13 protein-coding genes are annotated in these 17300 nt (G+C 60.7%); 5 read left to right on the top strand and 8 right to left on the bottom strand.

The features are described 5' to 3' along the window. Positions 1-21 precede the first annotated feature (21 nt). The 3 genes from GM79_RS01465 to GM79_RS01455 are packed head-to-tail and all read left to right on the top strand — an operon-like array spanning position 22 to position 3189. Entirely contained in the window at positions 22-1806 is a 1785-nt protein-coding gene (locus GM79_RS01465; protein ID WP_051718360.1) for a DUF262 domain-containing protein, read from the top strand. A 22-nt stretch (positions 1807-1828) separates the two neighbouring features. Continuing rightward, on the top strand, positions 1829-2866 hold the full coding sequence (locus GM79_RS01460; RefSeq protein WP_035558065.1) for a hypothetical protein: 1038 nt from the start codon (positions 1829-1831) through the stop codon (positions 2864-2866). Between the two features lie 11 nt (positions 2867-2877). After that, entirely contained in the window at positions 2878-3189 is a 312-nt protein-coding gene (locus GM79_RS01455) for a hypothetical protein (protein ID WP_035558062.1), read from the top strand. A gap of 9 nt (positions 3190-3198) precedes the next feature. Here the strand turns inward: GM79_RS01455 and GM79_RS01450 are convergent, their stop codons facing one another. From GM79_RS01450 to GM79_RS01425, 6 genes are all read right to left on the bottom strand, one after another. Continuing rightward, the gene (locus GM79_RS01450; protein ID WP_035558059.1) at positions 3199-3849 is read right to left on the bottom strand and encodes a hypothetical protein; all 651 of its coding nucleotides are present in this window, start codon (positions 3847-3849) and stop codon (positions 3199-3201) included. Positions 3850-3967: 118 nt separating this feature from the next. Next, a complete protein-coding gene (dnaB, locus tag GM79_RS01445; protein ID WP_051718359.1) occupies positions 3968-5386 on the bottom strand; it encodes a replicative DNA helicase in 1419 nt (472 codons plus the stop codon). 12 nt (positions 5387-5398) lie between these two features. Beyond that, positions 5399-6244, bottom strand: coding sequence for a hypothetical protein (locus GM79_RS01440; protein WP_035558055.1), 846 nt, complete (start codon positions 6242-6244; stop codon positions 5399-5401). Next, the gene (locus GM79_RS01435) at positions 6241-6840 is read right to left on the bottom strand and encodes a hypothetical protein (RefSeq protein WP_035558052.1); all 600 of its coding nucleotides are present in this window, start codon (positions 6838-6840) and stop codon (positions 6241-6243) included. Before GM79_RS01435 ends, GM79_RS01440 begins: the two co-directional genes overlap by 4 nt. A 12-nt stretch (positions 6841-6852) precedes the next feature. Further along, positions 6853-7188, bottom strand: coding sequence for a helix-turn-helix domain-containing protein (locus GM79_RS01430; RefSeq protein WP_035558049.1), 336 nt, complete (start codon positions 7186-7188; stop codon positions 6853-6855). A 2-nt stretch (positions 7189-7190) separates the two neighbouring features. Beyond that, positions 7191-7439, bottom strand: coding sequence for a hypothetical protein (locus tag GM79_RS01425; protein WP_035558046.1), 249 nt, complete (start codon positions 7437-7439; stop codon positions 7191-7193). Between the two features lie 208 nt (positions 7440-7647). Here GM79_RS01425 and GM79_RS01420 point away from each other — a divergent pair, with 208 nt between their 5' ends. Beyond that, positions 7648-8391 (top strand): helix-turn-helix transcriptional regulator, encoded by a 744-nt coding sequence (locus GM79_RS01420; RefSeq protein ID WP_161787094.1) that lies wholly within the window; start codon positions 7648-7650, stop codon positions 8389-8391. Between the two features lie 293 nt (positions 8392-8684). Continuing rightward, the gene (locus GM79_RS01415; RefSeq protein WP_081867484.1) at positions 8685-9830 is read left to right on the top strand and encodes an ISAs1 family transposase; all 1146 of its coding nucleotides are present in this window, start codon (positions 8685-8687) and stop codon (positions 9828-9830) included. Between the two features lie 637 nt (positions 9831-10467). On the opposite strand, the gene GM79_RS24505 is transcribed toward GM79_RS01415, so the two are convergent. Both GM79_RS24505 and GM79_RS01405 read right to left on the bottom strand, forming a co-directional pair. Beyond that, positions 10468-10878 (bottom strand): hypothetical protein, encoded by a 411-nt coding sequence (locus GM79_RS24505; protein WP_152559771.1) that lies wholly within the window; start codon positions 10876-10878, stop codon positions 10468-10470. A gap of 49 nt (positions 10879-10927) precedes the next feature. Beyond that, positions 10928-17242 carry a M4 family metallopeptidase gene (locus tag GM79_RS01405; RefSeq protein ID WP_035558037.1) on the bottom strand — a complete coding sequence of 2105 codons (6315 nt, stop codon included), beginning with the start codon at positions 17240-17242 and terminating at the stop codon, positions 10928-10930. Positions 17243-17300 lie beyond the last annotated feature (58 nt).

Raw genomic sequence — 17300 nt, 5'->3', positions numbered from 1 at the left:
TCTAAATACAGCTTTTAAGACATGACTGCCAACGAAATTAAACTGCTCGGCCTGCTGCAAGGGCCACGCCATTTTACCATTCCAATTTACCAACGGCCATACAGTTGGAATAATGAGGACTGCAAAAAGTTATTTAACGACATTTTGCAGGTTGGCCGTGATGCAAACCGGAAGAGCTACTTTATGGGGTCTGTCGTGTATTACCAAGCAGCGGCCCACGCTATAGGTACTGTACCAGCCTCGCTAGTAATCGACGGGCAGCAACGATTGACTACTACTATTTTGTTGCTTACTGCAATTTATCGGCTGTTAAAAGAGCAAGGTGAGCCGGTATCGGGTGTTAGCAGCGAAGAGATACGAGCATTGTATTTAACAAACCAGTTCAAAACTGGGGAAATGTCTCAACGACTACTACTTACAAAGCGTGATAAAGAAACGCTAATTGCTGTAGTAAATACCAATCCACTGCCTGAGCACAACTCGGAGCGTGTGCGGGAAAACTTTGAATTCTTCAAAGAGGAAGTTACAAGCGAAAACGTGGCAGATTTATGGACTGGCATCAGCAAGCTGATGGTTGTAGGTGTATCCTTGGAAGCAGGAGTAGATAATCCACAACTAATCTTTGAGAGTCTCAATTCAACCGGCCGTCCCCTAGACCAAGCCGACCTTATCCGAAACTATGTACTGATGGGTCAGGTGCCCTCGGTGCAGGTTGAACTGTACGATAAGCACTGGTACCCAATGGAGGCGGCATTTGGGGATGCCTACAGCACGATGTTCGGGGAATTCATGCGCGACTTCCTGACCATGAAAGCTGGTAATTTGGTGAGTATCTGGAATGTTTACCAGCACTTCAAAAATGACTATGCAGCTGGTCGGGTGGGCGCTGAGCAAGTGGAAGGACTGGTGGAGGAGCTATATCACCACGCCACCTACTATGTGCGCCTACGCCAACCAGAGAAGGAAGAGCACACCAGACTACGGGCGGCACTGGAACGCTTGATAAGCCTCGGTATTGGGGTGGCCTACCCCTATCTGCTGAGTGCATATGCCGCCTCGGCGGCCGGCTTGATAAGCAAGGATGGACTGGTAGAAGTAGTAGAAATCATTGAGGCTTACCTAATGCGGCGGGCGGCTTGTGGGTTGCCTACGAATACGCTAAACAGCACGTTTGCCAGCTTCGGCAACCAGTTGAAAGGTGGCGATTATTTGACGAGCGTAAAGGCTCATTTCCTGGGCATGGGCTGGGCGCGGCGCTTTCCGAATGATGTAGAATTTCGCCAACAGTTTATAGCGCGGGATGCTTACCATTTTGGCAAACGCCATTTCTTGCTATCCAACCTAGAAAATTACAAGCGGAAAGAATACGTGAACATTGGCGATTACACCATTGAGCACATTATGCCGCAAAATGAGAATGTGTCGGAAGCTTGGCGGGCAGAGTTAGGCGAAGGTTGGGAAGCACTACATTCAAAATACTTGCATACGATTGGCAATTTGACGCTAACCGGCTACAATTCAGAGATGAGCGACCGGGCATTTGCAGAGAAAAAGGTGCTTGAAGGCGGATTTATCGACAGCCCGATTAAGCTCAACAAGTCGGTAGCAACGGAGCCGATTTGGAATGAGGCAGCCATTTTGAAGCGAGCCAATATCCTAGCAGATTGGGCCATTACTATCTGGCCTGTGCCGCAGGTGGCGGAGCCGGTTGTGGTGGTCGAAGAAGAGGTAGATGAGGAGGCGGAAGAGGCCGCGCTGGTGGAGGCGGGCTTGTTAGAGCCGGCCCCCACGGACGAGCAAGAATAATTGGCCAGTTAAGCTATTCAGCATGGAAGACCCTGACCGCTACGGTATCCTCACCTCCATCACTTGGAGCAGCACCGGCTGGACGAAACCGCTCACGAAGGAAGACTTGAAAAAGTCGAAGTATGACTTTGTGCGCGACAATGGCGAGGCTGCCGACCATCTCAATTTCGGTCATGAGCTGTACCCGGCAGAAGCGGATGGCACCTACATTGGCTATAGTCCAATGCTCAACAGAAATCCGCAGGTGCGTGATTTAGGGGCCATTTTCTTTTTGAGCTCTGATTACCAGCACGACAATCGCAAATGCATTGTAGGAGTATATGCCTTTCCTGAAATCGGGGAAACGCTGCGAAAAGCAAAGCACCCGATTTTCAAGAAATTCAACTTTGGTAATGTGCGGGCCAATGTGGATGACATCGTGTATTTCGCAAAGCCGGTAGTGATTGATGCTGAAACAGTAGTGCGGGAACAGCTACTGCCAACTGGGAAGAAAATATCGCAGCGGGGCTTTAATTATTTGACATCGGATAATGTCATTAATATTCTCCGATTAGCAGAACGAGGCAACCAACGAAACGCTAAACTTCGGGGACTGCTGGAGAGGCTCGGACACGAAGGGGATAATGGCGGCGAGGGATTGGGAGGTCTGGTTGATAACCCTGACGCGGGCTCCTTGGGCGGTATCGCCGAACTGGAGGCCAAAATGCAGAAGATGAAGCCGGAGCAGAAACTACGGGTTTCAGTTTACATCGAGCGGGGCCGCATTGCAACACTGGCAAAGCGCCAAACGGGCTACAAATGCCTTCTATGCGAGGCGATGAAGCTTAAGCCTATTGGGTTCTTAAAGGAGAACGGACAACCTTACGTAGAGGCGCACCACGTTGACCAAGTGGCAAACTTGGCAGTTGGAGCGTTGGGGCTAGCGAATATCATTACGCTATGTGCTAACCATCATCGGCAAATGCACTACGGCAATGTGGATTTGCTGAGCGCGACTAAAACGCAGTTTAAGTTTCGGGTGGATGGAAAGGATTTTGTAATCAAGAAAATCAAGGTTTAGGCTATTACTTAATGGTTGTTCCTGAAATTTACGCCATGCAAGAAATCGATTATACCTCATACCAAGAAGGCACTCCTCAAGATGCGCTACATGACAAACCGTTGGTGGCGTATGTGCAAAACCGTGCTAACGGTGGGGTAAGGCTGGAGTTGGTTAAGTTCAACGGAAGAGAGAAGCAATTTGAGCTCTTTTACCCTAGAACTGAAAATAACTGGAACATGACGGAAATCGGCAATTGGGGCCAAGTAATTAAATGGTTGCCAGTGCGGGAGTTGGGACGGGATGAGCTACCTAAACCAGAGCCTGACCCGGCACTTTGGTAGACAGCCTGATTATGCGCTGCTATTGCCAGGGGGTGAAGCGTGAAAATGCGCCTCGAACACGGCGCGGGCAAAGCCGGCGGGCGTGGCTGAGCGCAGGTTCGCGCGGTTCTTTGAGTCTGGCAGATTGTGCATTTTGGAGCCGAGTATTGGCACAACAGCTTTGTGCTCGGGCAGCTGAAAGCCGCCGCCAGTCCAGAGGCAGGTGCGCTTGGTGTAGGCTTCGCTGAGCTGGCGCTCGGCGGGCAGGTAGCCAGCGTAGTCGCAGGGGTCGAAGCGGAAGTCCGGGGGGCGCCAGTAGGTGCTGACGGTGCTCACCGGGTTTTCGATGAAGTAGGGGCACTGGCACCAGGCGGCGAGGCGGGCGGACCACTCGAACAGTTGCAGGGCTTTGATGACGCTGCTGAGGCCCTTGCGGCGGAAATGGGCACGGCCGGAAATGGCGGTGTCGGTGCAAGGCGGAAAGAAGGCGGCAAAGGCCACGGGGCCGTAGGGCGGCAGCCACTCGCGCACGTCGGCCCCCACGCGGATGATGTTGCCCTCGCGGGTTTCGCCGGGTGGGTGCTGCAGGTCGACACAGTAGCATAGGTAGCCTGCTTCGGCCCACGGCTGCACGAGCGTGGTGGTTAGGTCGAAGCAACTGATGACGATAGGAGAAGGCATGATGGATGACGGAAATAATTATCGGAATCGCCCCTTCAAAACATAAGGCAAAGCGCTGACTTAATGCCTATTGTATTCCGGAAAGGGTATCGGAATTTTATTGCATTTGCAAAGCCACTCAGAAGCCAGCCGGTGAGGCCGTAAGGTCTTGGAAGGTACCACGGCGCATCGAGCAAGCAGCTATGATTTCGTCCGTGGCACCGTTGCGGTGCTTGGCGATGTCGAGCAGGATGGTGTCGGCGGTAGCGGTGCCGTCCTGGTACTCGGTGATGTTGTAGTATTCGCCACGCCAGAGGAAGATGATACAGTCAGCGTCCTGCTCCAGGCTGCCGGACTCGCGTAGGTCCGAGAGCAGCGGGCGCTTCTCTCCTCCCCTCTTTTCTACATCGCGGGAAAGCTGGCTGAGGGCGATGACGGGGGCGTTGAGCTCCTTGGCTAGTTCCTTGAGGCCGCGGCTGATGCTGCCTACTTCCTGCTCCCGGTTGCCCTTGGTATCGCCCCGCATGAGCTGGATGTAGTCGATAAGGACCAGGCTTAGCGGCTGCTGGGCGTGGAGGCGGGCGCACTTGGCGCGTAGCTGCTGGATGCTCAGGCCGGGCGTGTCGTCGATATACAGCTGGTGGCCCTGGGTTTGAATTCGTTGGGCCTGCTGGCGGATGTGGGCCACTTGGTCGAGACCGCCGGGCAGGTTGCCGCGGCGCAGGTCGGAGTTGCTGTAGCCGGGGACTTCGCTGGCCACCATTCGCTGCATAAGCTGCAGGGTGGGCATTTCGAGGCTGAAGGCGGCGGTGTGCTGGCCGTGGTCGAGGGCGGCGGTACGGGCAAAGTGCAGCAGCGCGGCGGTTTTGCCCATCCCGGGCCGGGCGGCGAGAATGATGAGGTCGCCGGGCTGCCAGCCGCCGGTGAGACCATCAAGGGCGGCTAGTCCGGTGGGTACGCCGGTCAGGCCGCGCTGCTGGACGGCCTGGGCGAGGCGCTCGAAGGTGGGCTCGAACGCATCGGCGGCGGTTTGGCCAGGGCGGGTTTCCAGGGCCCGGTGCAGGCCCGTGAGGTGGGTTTGAGCGTCGGCCAGCAGCTCTAGCGGGTCGCGGGTCTGGTCGTAGCCGTGGGCGGTAAGCTCGGTACCGACTCGGATGACGACGCGGCGGGCGTGCTGCTCTTGCAACAGGCGGCAGTGGGTTTCGAAGTGGGCGGCGGAATTGATGCGGCTGGTGAGGCCGGCGACGAAGTATGGGCCGCCGGTGCGTTCCAGGGTGCCGCGCTGACGCAACTGCTGGGTGACGGTGAGCAGGTCGGCGTGGTCACCACGCTGCACTATGTCGCGGATGGCCAAATAGACTTGCTGGTGAGCGGGGCAGTAGAACACTTCCTCGGTAGGCAGGATAGCCAGCAAAGTGCGCTGGGCGTCGGCTTCAAGCAGGGCGGCCCCGAGCACGGCGGCTTCAAGGTCGAGGGCCTGGGGTGGCAGATGGCCACTGCTGGGTGCGGAAATGGCAGGGCGGCGAGCGGCGTAGGGCTTGGGTTGATTTTCGGACATGGCGAATATGGGTTAGCTCCAGCGGGAGGGGTCGAGGGGTTTGGGGGAGGTGCGGGCCCGGGGCGGCGGGGTTGCGGAGGCAGCGCCGGCGGGCTGGAACTGGGCGCGGCGGTGCATCCAGCGGCGGAAGGCAGCGCGCCAGTCGGCCATGGGGGTTTTGCCGCTCACGCGCCAGCCGTTGCTTTGGAAATGGTCGCAGAAAGCGGTGGCTTCGGCCTGGACGTCGGCGCTGTTGGGTTGGTACTCGGCGGCGTAGGCCTGGACTTCGGCCAGGGTGGGCGGCGCGGCGGGCCCTTTCTTTCGGGCTTCAGCCGGTTTTTTAGCTGACTTCTCCTTCACAATTTCTTCAATGAGCAGAGCGGGCGCGGTGGCGTCAGCCACCTCTCTTTCTTTTATTGAAGATGTAATTGAAGATGAAGATGAAGGGGTTGGAATTTGCTTAACCCCGGTGGTTGGCGTTTGCTTGGGGGGTTGGTTGGCGGGTTGGTTGGGAGTTTGGTTAAGCAAACGCGGATTTCCGCCCTTTTTGCCCGATTCGGTACGCACTTGGCGCAACCGCTCGTCTTTCACCATGCGGCGGCAAAACAGCGCGCCGTCGGTGTCGCGGCGGCTGGCGACGCCGTAGGTTAGCAGGGTGGTTAGGATTTGGTTGGCACTTTGGTTATCCAAACCGAGGCGGCGGGCAATGACGGCGTCGGGCATGGGGGCGCCGTTGACGAGGAGCACGCCGCGCTCGTCGCTGTCGTGCATCATCAACAGCAGCTCGAACCAGGCCCCGCGCTGCAGCAGGTCGAGGGCCTGGACGCCCTGGTCCTTGTGCCAGTCGCCGGGGTAGAATTGGATAGCCGGGAGCTTCATGCCTCGGGACGCGTGGACACCAGAAGGACGTTGGCGGTGCCGGGCTGCTCAAACAAGTCGAGCTGGCGGTACTCGGTGCACTTACCGCGTAGGGCCGCTTCAACTTCGGTTAGGGCTTCGCCTAACTCGGTTTCCAGCAGGGGTGCGTAGGCGTAGGCGGCATCGGTTTCGTCATCGAAGCTGACGTAGGGGCTGGTCAGGTTCAGCACCTTGCCGGTGGTGAGGGCGCGCTGACCGATGAGGGTAACGCCGGACTGGTGCTTCCCCGTCGAGAAGCCGGTGACGGTGAAGGCCTGGAAGCGGGCTGGCAACTCCTCGGCCGTGTCGGGCCAGAAGTCGGGCGTTTCGGTCAACTGCTCGGTGAGCAGGCAGAGGTGCGGGACCAGGCGGCTGAGGCGGTGGGACAGGTCGGGATGCACCTGTTCGGCGCAGGTGAGGGCAAAGGCGCGGGGCGGCGCATCCTGGGTACGCTGCTCGGTGAACTCGCACGTCAGCTGCTGGTCTTTGAGCTTTACCTTCTGAATGGTGATGATGGAGGGCGTAGCCTCGGGACCGGTCGGGCTGACGGGCCCGACGATGGGGAGTAGCTGGGACATTAGAGAAAGGGGTTAGGCAGCTTTGGCCATGAGTGGCCGGCCTTCCGGGACCGGGGACATGGGCGGCAGCTGGCGGTGGTAGCGTTTGACGTAGCGGTCGAGCTCGGAAAGGCGGAAGCCCCACTCCTTCTCGTTAAGACGCACGCCGGTGAGGCGGCCGGCGCGGCGGGCTTTGCGGATGCCTTCGGGCGTGAAGCGCAAGTATTCGGCGGCTTCGCGGACGGTGAATAGGCGGTCGGGCGGCGTTGGCGGGGTCTTGGGGGCAGCGGCCTCAAACTCCTTCAGGCGCTGCACGTCGGCCAGCAGCTGCCGCCACTCTTGTTCGGGGACGAGGAGAGCTACTTGCATGGCTAGGCGGCGGTGGCTTTGGTAGCTCGGACCTGGAGGGCAGCAACCCGCTTCTTTTCGGCTTCCACCACGCTGATGAAGGCCTCGGCCACGTCGGTGTTGTGGTAGCGGCCCAAGAGGATGTTGTAGACCTGCTGCTTGGAGTAAATCAGGCCCTTGGTGGCCAGTAATTCGACCGTGCGCTTGGCAAAATCGTTGCGCTTGGGCAGCGTGGCCCGAAGCTCAGAAATAATCTTTGCGAACTGTTCCATTTTGTTTGCTATTACGTATCTTTGTTTAGACTTCGAAGCCCAAATGTGGCTACTAAAGTTTGTAACAGCAAAAAAAGTTTGTTGAGTAACAGCAAAAATAATGGACCCTAGAGCACACGTTGGCACACGCATCAGTGAACTGATGACCCATTACAACTTGTCGGCTTACCAGTTAGCCAAAAATTTGGGCTATGAAGGTCCACAAAAGTTGTATAAACTGATTCAGAATAAATCCAAGCCGGGCTATGAAACTCTGATGGATATTCTGGACCATTACCCGCAGATGCGTTCGGAGTGGCTGATGCGCGGCGACGAGCCGATGTTTAAGACCGATGACACCAAACCGGAGGTGAAGCAAGCGTCCAGCTACACCGGAATGCCCTCGGTCGTGACGGTGGATGCCAATGGTAAAGAAGTCATCATCGTAGTGCCGAGGAAGGCCGAGGCCGGCTACCTGCTGGCCCGCGACGTGGACGATACCATGGAGGAACCGGAGACGCTGAGCATTCCGGACATGCCGGGTGGCAAAACGGTACGGGCGTTTGAGGTATCCGGCAATAGCATGCAGCCCACGCTGAATCAGGGCGACCTGGTGGTGGCTACCTGCACCGAGCGGCTGGACCTGATTCAGCCCAAGCACGTGTACGTGGTGGTGGCCCACGACCGGATTATGGTCAAGCGCCTGCGCGGGCCGGTGAAGCGCAACGAGCCCATCGAGCTGCTGTCGGACAACCGGTTTTACGACCCGTTCATCCTGCCGCAAACTGATTTGAAGGAACTGTGGCAGGTGCAAGCAGTGGTCACGCGCAGCGTGCCGGCCAACACCAACGAGGCCTTTGACCGGATGCTGGTGCTGCTGGAAATGCTGGCCCACGACTCAACACAGCTGCGCGGCATTCTGCTGGACATAGCGTCCCGCTACGATGTCAAATTGGTGGGCGAAGCAGGGTAAAAATGGCACCGGCCCCGCTGGCGCCCCCAATGACTTTAGTTTTGAGTTCTTAAATTCTTAGTTTTTTAGTTTTCAAGGCGTTACACTGCACTTTACAGGGCTTGCACTGGTTCCGTCCAGACCGCCAGTTTGCAAGAAAACGCCCTGTAAGCATCTAACTTACAGGGCGTTTTGCTTTTATCAACTTTTGGTGGAACCGCTCAGGGGACAGATTTGAATACTAATCTCGCCTTGCTATAGGCAGGGCCCCCGCCAAGGTAAACGCATTAAAACCGGGGGGGTAGATTTCGGGCATGATGACCTCCAACCTGACCTCTTTATTGACAGATTTTGCCACTTTACCGGACCCTCGCATCGCGCGGCGGCGGCAATATCCGTTGCTGGAAATTTTGCTGGTGTGCGTGAGTGCGGGCGTGAGCGGATACGGCGGGTGGGAAGAAATCGCTGATTTTGGCTGCGCTAAACTGGCGTGGCTACGCACCTATCTGCCTTTCGAACAAGGTATTGCTTCACATGATACCCTCAACCGGGTGATGAGTCGGCTCGACCCGCGTGCGTTCGAAAAGTGCTTCATCGACTGGGTGCGTCAGGGCTTGGTGCTGCCCGATGGCGCGCAAATTTGTGTCGATGGCAAGCGCTTGCGCCGCTCGGCCACAGCCCGCCAGCAGCAGACGCCACGCGCCGCCGGGGGCGTGCCCGCCGTGCATCTGCTCCATGCCTGGTGCGACGAAGCGGGCTTGTGCCTGGGCCAGTATCAGACCCCGGACAAGGCCAACGAAATCACGGCCTTGCCCACACTGCTCGACTTGCTTGATGTGCGCGGCTGCTTGCTGAGCATGGACGCCATCGGGTGTCAAAAAAGCATCACCCAGGCCATTACCGCCGCTGGGGCCGACTATTTGCTGGTCCTCAAAGGCAACCAAGCGGCCTTGCAAACCGCCGTACTCGCCGCTTTTGCCGCCAGCCAGAAGGCCGAAGCGACGAGTACCCCGCCGGAAAAACCGGTACAGGGCCGCCACGAGACGCGCACCTGCCGGGTGTTGCCCGCCACGGTCCTGCCGGCCCAACTGCGCGGCCCGGACTGGCACGCCCTGCACACGCTGGTCGAAGTGCGGGCCACGCGGCGGGCCGTGGGGAGCGAACAGCTGCAGACCGAAACGCGCTATTACCTGAGCAGCCGCCAAGCTACGGCAGCAGATTTTCAAGGCTATGTACGCCGTCATTGGGGCGTCGAAAACCGGCTGCATTGGGTGCTGGATGTGGTATTCGGCGAAGATGCCTGCCGAAAACGGGCTGGCGATGCCGCCACTAATTACGCCGTGATACGCAAGTTTGTTCTTAATCTGCTGCACGAACAACCAGAAAAAATCAGCTTGAATCGAAAGATGAACCGCTGCGCATTAGCTGATGAATACCGGGAAAAATGCCTCCGGTTTTAATGCGTTTACCCTGGGGGGACCTCCCCTGCTGTGGTCTCCAAGTAACGGCGTCTGGTTCCCGTAACAAGCCAGGGGACAAGCGACCTTTCGTTGGAAAAATTGAGGCGGGTCTTTTTCTGATTGCCAACACGGCCATTTCAGGAATAGACCAGTTCCTGCCTACCTGTACAACTATAGCCGGACGAGGTAGCCGTCACTATTCTTCCGATACGCTTGGGGTATGGTAGTGCTACGCTCTAGCTGCGGGCGTAGGCGGCGCGCACTTCCTGCTCTGGCAGGTGGGAATAGGCACAAAACTGCTGAATGGAAACCAGGGCACGGCTGGGCTTACCCAGCTACACGCGGGTGCGCTGCAAGAGGCGCTTGCCGGCCTGGTAACCGTTGCCGGTTACGGCGACTGCTTCCTTCGGGTAGATGCAAACCTGGGACATGATGGGTACTTGCGGGGTATACTCGTTCGAGGGGAGAGTGGGTTCGTGAAATGAAACTTTTTCAGTCATGCAAACCATCGGTCAGGTGCTCCTCCTTACAATGAGCATTATCGCGGCGGCAGTCAGAGCATTGCAGTTTGCCGCCTTGAGTTGCGCGAGGCCGGCGCGGGAACTGCCGGCCAATGGGCTAATACGTGTTGCGGAATCTACTGTGCCGAAAGCCGAGAGCGGCCGGTGGTAGATGCCGACTCGTGCGACGTGCTGTCCGGGGGCGTGCGGTATCGGGTGCGGCTGCTAGGCGTAGATGCGCCAGAGTTGGACCAGCCTTTTGGCTGCCAGGGCAGCGACTCGATGACGTAGCTGGCACAGATGCAACTGTTGTGGCTGACGCGGCGCGGAGTGGACATGTACGGCCGGACGCTGGACGCAGTGCGGCTGCCGGTGGCAAATGGACCGGCGCTGGCACTGGGGTCGCTGCTTGTAGTGCGGGGCTGAGCGTGGGGCTGAGACCCGAAACGACGGGTGGTAGGCCAGGTTGGGGTAGCACGTAAGTTGCTCTCCGTGCGGACCAGTACGGCCAGCACGGGCGAGTAGCTGGCCGTAGCGTCCAAATTCACCTGGCGCAGGCGACAATAAAGGAACTGCGAGTAGACGGCGATGGAGCGCTTACTCCACCACCACCTTGCGGGTGAGTAGTTGGCTGCCGATGGTCAGGCGCAGCGAGTACACGCCGCTGGCCAAACCAACTAGGTCCACGGTGGTTTCGGCCGTGGGTAGGGCCATGGTCTTCACCATCTGGCCGAGGCTGTTATAGAGCACGGCCGAAGCCAGGCCGCCCAGCGGCCGCACAATGGTCAGGCGGCCGCGAACGGGGTTGGGATAGGCCAGTACCTGCGCCTCCAAAGCTGCCTTTGCCGCCAGCGGCCCAGCACTTAAGTTGAGCCAGAAACGGCCGGGGGCGGTAGTGGCGGCGGTCGTGAAAGCGTAGTTCGCCCCGGCCGCGAGCACGGTGCGGGTACCGGTCAGGTTGTCGACCAGCTCTACGCGGATACCGGCGAGGTTGGCCAGACTGGCGACGCTCAGGGTGTAGGCACCAGCGGCAGGAAGGGCGATTTGCAGGGGCACGGTGCCAGCCAGCAGGGGGCGGCCATCAATGGCCAGGGCCTCGCCGCCAGCAGTGAGAGTGGCCAGGCTCAGGCCATTGGGGTTGGAGAGTTTCACGGCGTCAAACTCGCTGTCCACGCCAGCGGTGGCGCCGGTTTGGGCGTACACCGTCAGCTCATCGGCTGGACCGGATGCGCCGGCCAGGGCCAGAGTAAGGGCGGGGCGGGAATCGGTCGTACCCCGACCGAAAGTGGTGGCCGTGTTCTCATCCGTCACGCGCTGGGCGTTGCGGAAGGTGAGGCTGCCGCTGGTGCGGAAGGGCGTAACGCGGGTGAAGAAACCCTGACCCACCGCCACCACGGGACTGACCCCGATACCGTTCACGTAAGCACGGTAAGTACCCGCGTAGGGGCCGGTGGGGATAAACACGTAAAGAGCCGCGTCGAGGTTGGGCCGGTCGGCCGACAGCACCTGGGAGTAGTCGAAGGGAGCCGGATAAGGGTTTCCCAGCAGGTGCAGGCCCGCCCCGGTCACGGTGCTGCGGGCCAGGGGCAGGGTCAGGTCGCCATTGTTGAGCGCGCCGGTGAAGGCCACGGTCTGGCTACCCGGCAGCTGCACCGTGTAGCCCTGGCCCACGGCCAGGGGCGTGCTGAGGGCGGCCGGCGAAACCCAGCCTTTCGCAAACCCGACGAGGTTGTTGGCAGCCGAGGCCAGGCGGCTCTGGTCGTAACTAAACACCGTCGGGAAGGGCTTCACGTTCAGCGGGGTGGGGCTGGTGTTATAGGTGCCGTTCACCGTGGGCGTGAAGCCGGTGGTGGCCAGGCTGCCCACCGTGGCCGTGGCCACCGGGCTGCTATAGTGGCGGTAACCGCTGCCGAAGTACGGGCCGCTCACGGCGCGTTGCACCGTCACGGTGCCAATAACGGCGCAATTGGCCGCCTGCACTACCAAGGCCGTGCGGGTGGCCGTCGACAGCAATACGAGACTGCCGCCACTGCCCACGCGCACGTTGGACGTATTGGCCAGCAGCAGCTTGACGGCGACGCTGACGGGTGCGTTCAGCAGCACTTCCTCGAAGCCGCCGCGCTCGCCCACGGTCATGATTTGAAACGCCGTGGCGGCCGTGCCGCCCAGCAGGTGGTTCGTGCCGCCGAAGCCGACTTCGCTACTCGGGTCCAGGGCTAGGGTGGCCCCGTTGTTGGTCCAGTTGCGGCCCAGGTACAGCTCGGAGGTAGCGCCCTGGGTCAGGGTGCTGCCGCTGGCCAGGCTCACACTGCCGCTGGCGGTGAGGTCGGCGGTGGCGGCCAGCGTGAGCCTGGCCCCGGCTTGCAGGGTCAGGTTGTCGCACACGGCGGTGGTGCTTACCAGTGGCTGGTTGGCCGGGGCCGCCGCAATGCTGGCGCTGATGCCGGCCGTGGGCACCACGGCGGGGCTCCAGTTGCCGGGCACGGCCCAGGCGGAGCTGGCGGCCCCGGTCCAGGTCACGGCCGTGATTGTCGCCGGAGCGTAGGTAATGCTGTATTGGGCAGCGGCAGTGTTGCCGTTGCCGGCGGGGTCGATGGCCCCGTTGGCGGCCACATCCACCGTGACGGCCCCGTTGGCAGCGGGGGTTACGTCAAAAGTGTAGGTGGTGCCGCTACCGCTAAAGCCGCTCAGGCTGCCGTTGCCCACGCTCACAGCGCCGGCCCCGAAGCCGCTCACGCTCTCCGGGAACGTGACGGTGTAGGCAAACGTCGCGCTGCTGCTGGTGCCGCCGCTGACCGCCGTGCCGGAGGTGATGGTGGCCGTGGGCGCTGTTTTATCGATGATATAAGTCTGGCCGCCGGTGTAGGGGACGTTGCTGATGCCGGGCGCGAGGCCAGTGGCATTGGCCAGGTTCAGGCGCAGGGTGCCGTCGCCGGTGCCAGTGCTCACGCTCACGGTGTAGGTGCTGCCCGCGCCACTCACGCCACTCACGCTGGCCCCGACCACACCGCCGTTGGCGGTGAGCGAGAAATTGGCCGCAGTCATGCCCGTAACGGCGGCGGCGAAGGTCACGGTGTAGTCCACACTGGCCGCGTTGGCCGGGTTGCTATCTGCTCGCACGATGCTCGTTATGGTGGTCGAAGCCGCCGTCACCGTAAAGGCCATGCCGTTGCTGGTGCCGTTGGGCGTGGTGATGGTCACGTTGCCACTCGTCGCCCCCGCCGGCACGGTAGCCGTGGCCGTCGTGGCGCTGCTCACGCTGAAGGTGACGGCCGCCGTGCCGTTGAAGCTCACGCCCGTGGCCCCGGTGAAGCCCGTGCCGGTGAGCGTCACGTTCGTGCCGATGCTGCCGCTGGTAGGATTGAGGCTGGTGAGCGTGGGCATTACGAGGACCGTGAAGTTGGATACGCTCACTCCTGAACCACCTGGCACCGTAACGCCAATCGGGCCGGTGGTAGCGCCCGTGGGCACAGTGGCCGTAATACTGGTAGCCGAGTTTACGGTAAAAGTGGTCGCAGCCGTGCCATTGAACGGCACCGCCGAAGCGGCCGTGAGGTTCGTGCCGGTGATTACCACGCTCGTCCCGACTGGCCCGCTGGTAGGCGTGAAGCTGGTAATGGTGGGCACCACCGGCACACAGGTAGCCGTCAGCCCAAAGTTGCCACGCTCCGAATCAAAGCCGCTCACGAAAACCAGATAATTGGTGCCGGCTACCGAGGCAAACGTCACCTGCGACGCGGTCGCGCTGCCATTGGCGGCACAGTTACCAGTCTGGTCGTCATTGCCGCCCACGCAGGTGTAGCTGCCGCAGGTGCCGGTAAAGACGAAGAGCTTGGTGTCGTAATTCGTAGCCGCGTCACACGTGCTCAACGTCACGGAGGCACCCGTGCCTACGAAGCGGTAGAATACCCCGCCCGCACCGGCAGTAATGATGGTGCCGCAGGACGCCGTGGGGTCGCCGGTGGAAGTTGAGCCCGTCGTGGTGCCCAGTACGGTGCTGCCACACGCCAGCACGGGTAGCGTCCCCGAACACAGGTCGTTGCCGGGCGGCAGCATGAAGCTGGCCGCGCTTATCGCCGTATTCAGCGGCGTAATTAAGCTGATGGGGCCGGAAGTGAAGCCCGCCGGCGCCGTGGTATTGATGGAAGTGGCGCTCACGACCGTGAATGCGGCGGGGGTGCCGTTGAACTGCACGGCCGTGGCACCGGTGAAGTTGGTGCCCGTGATGACGACGCTTGTCCCCACCGGGCCGCTACCCGGCGTGAAACCGGTGATGGTGGGCCCGCCGGGCACGAGGACTATAAATAATGATGGCGAAGTGACCGTGCCCAGCGGCGTGGTCAGCACGATGTTCCCGGTGGTAGCCCCCGACGGCACGGTAACAAACAACTCAATGTCGGAGGCCACCGTGAAGGTGGGCGCGTTCACGCCGCTAAATGTGACAGCGGTAGTGCCGGTAAAGCCGCGGCCCTGCACGTTCACCACCGTGCCAGCTACGCCGCTCGCGGGCGAGAAACTGGCGAACGCCAGACTCGGCGTCACGGTGAAGTTGGTGGCGCTGGTCGCCGTTCCGCTGGGGGTTCTCACGGTGATGGGCCCCGTCGTAGCAGCATTGGGTACGGTCGCCATAATGGTGGTGGCGTTTACGACCGTGAACGTCGTGGCGTAAAAACCATTAAATTTCACGTTCAGCGCACCCGTGAAGGTGGTGCCGGTGAGAGTGACGGTGGCGCCCACCAGCGCACTGCCGGGCGAGAATAGGCTAAGGTTGGGCAGCACCAGGAACGTGCTGGGAGCGGTGGCCGTACCGTTGGGCGTGGTCACGGTCAGCGCGCCCGTCGTGGCCCCGACGGGTACGGTCGTCGTGAGGGTAGTCGTATTGACTACGCTAAACGCCGCCGCCGTGCCATTGAAACGCACCGCCGTGGCACCCGTGAGATTGGTTCCCGTAATAGTCACGGAGCCGCCCTGCACCTGCCCGCCGCTGGGCAAAAAACTGGTAATGACCGGCGAAAGCCCCACCGACGTAATGATAAAGTTGGTCGCCGAAGACACCGTACCCGTCGCCGTCGTCACGGTGATGAGGCCTGTGGTAGCTCCTGCGGGCACCGTCACGGCCATCGACGTACCGGAAGTCAGCGTGGCAATGGTAGCCGCCGTACCGTTGAAGCTCACGCTGAACGCCGCGCCGATGTTGGTGCCCGTGAGGGTCACCACCGTGCCCGGCACGCCGCTGGTGAGCGCGAAGCTGGTGAGCGTGGGAGTGCCTTCGGTGTTCCCCGTGCCATCGCCCACCCCCACGGCCCGCCACGCCTGCGCGGTGGCCGTCACTTCGGCCGAGCCGAGGCCGAACAGGTCGATAGCCGCCTGCATCGTGGCCTGGCGGGCGGCGGTATAGTTGGTGGAGGGAGTCATGTAAAACCGTTCGGCGCGGTAGGCAATGCGTTCGGCCTTGGCGATGCTGATACCCGTCACGCTGAAGGTGGTGCCGAAGTCGTTGGTCCCTGCACCGCCCGCACTCAGTAAATAGAACCAGAAATTCAGCACTCCGGAGTTGGTATGCACGCCACCATTGTCTCGGGTGCCGTTATACCAGTTGGTGCCTTTGTACGTGTCCGGCTGGTTGAACTGGTTGGGGTTGCTCATCGAGCGCAGCGCCAACCCGAAACTCGGCTTGGTGATGTCCTCGCCGATGAGATAGACCTGCTTGGCGGGGTCGAAGAAGTTTTCCACGGCGCAGCCCCAGATATCCGAGAACCCTTCGTTGAGCGCCCCCGACTCCCCCTGGTACGTCAGGTTGGCGGTGGCCTGCATCACGGCGTGCCCAATCTCGTGGCCACACACATCAAGCGCGGTCAGGGGTTTAAAAGCCGTGTCGCCATCGCCGTAGAGCATGGCTGTACCGTTCCAGTAAGCATTGTCAATGGCATTGCCATAATGCGCGTAGCTCAACAGCACGGTGCCCCGGTCGTCATAAGAGTCGCGGCCGTGGATGGTGTTCCAGTAGCCCTGCGTGGCCTGAGCACCGAGGTGGGCATCGAGGGCCGCGTTGTCGAAGTTGGCGTTGTCGTGCTCGGCGGCCGTCCAGCTATTGTCGTTGTCCACGAAGTCCACGGCGGTCGAGAAGTTAGTGCTCTTGCGCATGTTCAGCGTGGTGACGCCCTTGCCGGTGGCGGTTTCGCGCAGGCGGTAGCCACTGCCGGTATTGTCGGTGATGCTGGTGCGGGCGCCCACGTAGCGCGTGGCAAACGCGGCACCGGGGGCATTGAGGTGCTTGATGATGGCATCGCGCAGCACCACCTGCCCCGATTGGGCATCGACGTAAAACCAGGCCCGCGACACCGGCTCGTGGGCGTAAATATTGAATTTCCAGGCCAATACCAGCGGTCGGCTGGCCTCCGGCTGCCGGAAGTCGCCCACCAGCACCAGCTCGCCCTTGGGCTGGTAGGTGGCGTTGGGCTTGCCGGTTTGCTGCCTGAGGGCGGCTTCTTCGGCGGGCAGCTGCCACTTGTAGGTGCGCGCTTTCACCACGGCAAGCGCCCGTTGCAGAGCGGCGGCTTCACTCAGGCCTGGCCGAACCGAGAGGCCGGCCGCCGGCCGCAGGGTTTCGCCACTCACCGCTTCTGTTTTGCCAGCACGGCTGTGGATGCGCAGCAGGCCATGCTCCACCTTCACGCCCTGGTAGTAGAGCTGGTACTGCTCGTGCACGAAGCCCAGTGGGTCGGCCTCGGTCTCGGTGGGGCGCAGGTCGGCGTTGGCGGTGAGGCGCAGGGCCTCCCGCAATACCTGCTTGCGGGCTTCCACGGTGGGCGCGGCGCGGCCGGCTACTACCTGGGCCTGGGTGGGGGCAATGGCCAACAGCACGGCCAGCCAGCTGCCAAGCAGTGCACGAAGAGCATATGAGTTTTTCATAAACCGAGGAAAAAGGGTAATCAGCCACGAACCTGCGCAGGCCTCATCCGTAAAATTA

The organism is Hymenobacter sp. IS2118 (assembly GCF_000715495.1).
In the GTDB taxonomy this organism is placed as follows: domain Bacteria; phylum Bacteroidota; class Bacteroidia; order Cytophagales; family Hymenobacteraceae; genus Hymenobacter.
The sequence above is the reverse complement of the archived record's forward strand: the minus strand, read 5'-3'. Positions and strand labels throughout refer to the sequence as shown.

Excerpts from the sequence above, each read along its gene's own strand:
- GM79_RS01465 (WP_051718360.1), top strand. The coding sequence starts at position 22 with ATGACTGCCAACGAAATTAAACTGCTCGGCCTGCTGCAAGGGCCACGC.
- GM79_RS01460 (WP_035558065.1), top strand. The coding sequence starts at position 1,829 with ATGGAAGACCCTGACCGCTACGGTATCCTCACCTCCATCACTTGGAGC.
- GM79_RS01455 (WP_035558062.1), top strand. The coding sequence starts at position 2,878 with ATGGTTGTTCCTGAAATTTACGCCATGCAAGAAATCGATTATACCTCA.
- GM79_RS01450 (WP_035558059.1), bottom strand. The coding sequence starts at position 3,849 with ATGCCTTCTCCTATCGTCATCAGTTGCTTCGACCTAACCACCACGCTC.
- dnaB (WP_051718359.1), bottom strand. The coding sequence starts at position 5,386 with ATGTCCGAAAATCAACCCAAGCCCTACGCCGCTCGCCGCCCTGCCATT.
- GM79_RS01440 (WP_035558055.1), bottom strand. The coding sequence starts at position 6,244 with ATGAAGCTCCCGGCTATCCAATTCTACCCCGGCGACTGGCACAAGGAC.
- GM79_RS01435 (WP_035558052.1), bottom strand. The coding sequence starts at position 6,840 with ATGTCCCAGCTACTCCCCATCGTCGGGCCCGTCAGCCCGACCGGTCCC.
- GM79_RS01430 (WP_035558049.1), bottom strand. The coding sequence starts at position 7,188 with ATGCAAGTAGCTCTCCTCGTCCCCGAACAAGAGTGGCGGCAGCTGCTG.
- GM79_RS01425 (WP_035558046.1), bottom strand. The coding sequence starts at position 7,439 with ATGGAACAGTTCGCAAAGATTATTTCTGAGCTTCGGGCCACGCTGCCC.
- GM79_RS01415 (WP_081867484.1), top strand. The coding sequence starts at position 8,685 with ATGATGACCTCCAACCTGACCTCTTTATTGACAGATTTTGCCACTTTA.
- GM79_RS01405 (WP_035558037.1), bottom strand. The coding sequence starts at position 17,242 with ATGAAAAACTCATATGCTCTTCGTGCACTGCTTGGCAGCTGGCTGGCC.